Here is a 2,536-nt window from a genome sequence, read left to right as displayed (position 1 = left end):
ATAAGATGGTTTCGCATACCTTGACTGTATGCCCAGTTCGCTCATAAAACGACCAATGCGGCATCTAGATACCGTATAGCCAGCCTTTCTTAAAGCTATTTTTAGTTTACGAGTGCCATACACTTGTCTATTTTCGTTGAAGATGATCTGTATTTTTTCTTTTAATTTTGTGTTGCAGTACCTGTGTTATGGTAAAAAGTACTTCGAGCTATTTGTAGGATTTCGCACATTGCTGATACCGAATATTTATGGCGATTTTGTTCAATCACTTCTATTTTCGTCCCATGCTCAGCGCGGCTTGCTTTAAAATATCGACTTCCATTTCAATTTGCTTATTTCTCTTTCTTAATTCAATTAACTCCTGGTCTTCAGGACGACGATCGTCTTTCTCCTTAAAGGACCCTGTTTGTTGAAATTGTGTGATCCATCGATCTAATGCTGATGCCGTTAATTCATATTCACGAACAATATCTTGACGGCTTTTTCCATTTTCATATAAGGCAACCATTTGCTTTTTAAAATCTGTAGTAAATGTTCTTCTTTTCTTGGACATAGTAGATTCTCCTCACTTGTTATCTATTATTCTACTAGCCCTTAAGATAGCGGTTAATTAACACAAAAGATAAGGCCTATGAGGCTATAGATTTTAAAAATACAAAAAACGAAGGACGCTATAAGTCTGTCCATCTGTATATATTAAATAATAAAAGTCGTATCGACTAATGGTGAAATAAACAAATCTGAGGTATCAGAGAGTGTATTTTTCGTTATTGATACGGCTTTTTTGCGTACAAAACAACAATTCCGTTAAGGGTATCTTAACGTTGATATAGATATAACACGAATAGCAGCCATGCTACGGATTATCTTAAACTAATAAACTCGAGTGATTGATTAGTAAATAAGAGAGCCATAGTATGGCTTTTTTGTGTTCCTATTTAAAAAAGTAAACAAAACAGTTTTACTGAAAAATCAGTGAAACCTAAAAGGGTTCGACATTAATGTCGAGGGTCACCTTGGTATCAAAAACAAAGAACTTTCCGAGAAAACGGAAGGTTCACTATTAAAAAGGAGGGATGTATTTTACAACGTTTGAGCTTACTAACGCTATCAATCTACAATTCGTGAAATTTACAGTTGATAGCAAATGATAGCATTTATTTATATTGGTTTCCGAAAAAAGAGAAAACAATAATCCAGCTGGATCTATACAAAGAGGTATCCTAAGCACGCCCTCTTAAAAAATGCGTTGCGGAAATTTGAATTATGATCTTTGACAACTTTAATATGCTCAACCTTATGAGGTGTTTATTTGTACGGTTTGTTTTATGCTGCAATTTTATTTTCATGAAAGGTAGTGATGATTATGGCCAGAACACGTAGAGAAAGTATTATATTTCAGGCAAAAGCATCAATCCAAGAGATAAATAGAATAGGGACATCGAAACGAAAAGCAAGAGAAAATGGAGAACTAGGTATTCATTCATTAAAACAATATGAGCATGCGTTGTCTGCATCGATGAATTTTTTAAAGTTTATCCGCTCTACTTTTGGTATCAAAAGAATGGAAGATCTACAGGAAAAACACATCATTGCTTATTTTGATGATATGAAGGCGCGCTATTTAAGTGAAGGACATATAAGGAATGTCGAGACAGGTTTGCGACAGCTTCAAAAAGGCTATATTTTGCGCCAAGAACGGCTAGGAAGAACGGGTGATAGTTTTTCTACCACATAAAAGGTTAATCCCTTTCAGTCCGCCACTAACGAGGAACAGAGCCTATTCTGATGATGAATATAAATGTATCTTAAAACATTCAAATGGTGCAACTAAAATCGGTATTCAACTTATGAAAGAGCTTGGATTACGTGTAAAAGAAGCCGCTAATGTACGAGTAGAACACTTTAATTTAGATGGTGGCGTTCTTTACATAGTAGATGGTTAGATGGTGGTGGTATTACTAAGGGTGGCAGACATAGAAGAATACCCATTCCTATCCGCTTTCTATCCGTTCTTTATGAGGTGCTTAAAGATAAGCATGATAAAGATTGTGTCTGTAGCTTAACTAGTGGTAGCTTACAACAAAGTTTTAGAAGAAGCTGTAAACGTGGTGATGTTAATTATCATGGTCGTGGTTGTCATGGATTACGCCATGCTTACGCAAGAGAACGTGTGCAACAGTTGATAACTATAGAAGAAAAGCAGATGTTACAGAGGGTGCTTGTAAACCGTTCTAAGGGGAAAAAAGCAGACTATGGCATTCTATCTGATAAAGATAAATTTATTTTTGCTTCCATGTTAGAAAAAATGAATGTTATACATGAGGAGCTTGGTCATGGTCCTAACCGCTATGATCTAGCAGCTGTTTATATGATTGATTAAATCTATCTTTATATAAAATTAGCAAATTTTATTTTTAAATCTAAAAACATTAAAAAAAGCCAGATTCTACTACGCTAGGAATCATTGGCTTTTTTATGTCAAACAACTGTTTTATTAATTATTTTCTTGGTTTATATCCATATTGTTCCATAG

4 protein-coding genes and 1 pseudogene are annotated in these 2,536 nt (G+C 34.7%); 3 read left to right on the top strand and 2 right to left on the bottom strand.

Annotation, left to right across the window (positions count from 1 at the left end):
• Nucleotides 1-156: pseudogene (locus V7014_RS27375) on the bottom strand (IS3 family transposase); the annotation flags it as partial.
• A 115-nt stretch (nucleotides 157-271) separates the two neighbouring features.
• A complete protein-coding gene (locus V7014_RS24065; protein WP_335511114.1) occupies nucleotides 272-553 on the bottom strand; it encodes a transposase in 282 nt (93 codons plus the stop codon).
• A gap of 813 nt (nucleotides 554-1,366) precedes the next feature.
• Here V7014_RS24065 and V7014_RS24060 point away from each other — a divergent pair.
• From V7014_RS24060 to V7014_RS24050, 3 genes are all read left to right on the top strand, one after another.
• On the top strand, nucleotides 1,367-1,738 hold the full coding sequence (locus V7014_RS24060) for a hypothetical protein (RefSeq protein WP_335511112.1): 372 nt from the start codon (nucleotides 1,367-1,369) through the stop codon (nucleotides 1,736-1,738).
• Nucleotides 1,716-1,946, top strand: a complete 231-nt coding sequence (locus V7014_RS24055) for a hypothetical protein (protein ID WP_335511110.1) — start codon at nucleotides 1,716-1,718, stop codon at nucleotides 1,944-1,946. The genes V7014_RS24060 and V7014_RS24055 overlap by 23 nt, the downstream gene beginning before the upstream one ends.
• A 77-nt stretch (nucleotides 1,947-2,023) precedes the next feature.
• Complete coding sequence (locus V7014_RS24050) at nucleotides 2,024-2,383, top strand: hypothetical protein (RefSeq protein WP_335511108.1); 360 nt, start codon at nucleotides 2,024-2,026, stop codon at nucleotides 2,381-2,383.
• Nucleotides 2,384-2,536: the final 153 nt, after the last annotated feature.

Origin of the sequence: Bacillus sp. JJ722 (assembly GCF_036963345.1) — a bacterium.
In the GTDB taxonomy this organism is placed as follows: domain Bacteria; phylum Bacillota; class Bacilli; order Bacillales; family DSM-1321; genus Bacillus_AD.
This window is presented reverse-complemented; position numbering and strand designations above follow the sequence as displayed.

Bases quoted from the DNA above. Each gene is read 5' to 3' on its own strand.
- V7014_RS24065 (WP_335511114.1), bottom strand. From the start codon at position 553: ATGTCCAAGAAAAGAAGAACATTTACTACAGATTTTAAAAAGCAAATG.
- V7014_RS24060 (WP_335511112.1), top strand. From the start codon at position 1,367: ATGGCCAGAACACGTAGAGAAAGTATTATATTTCAGGCAAAAGCATCA.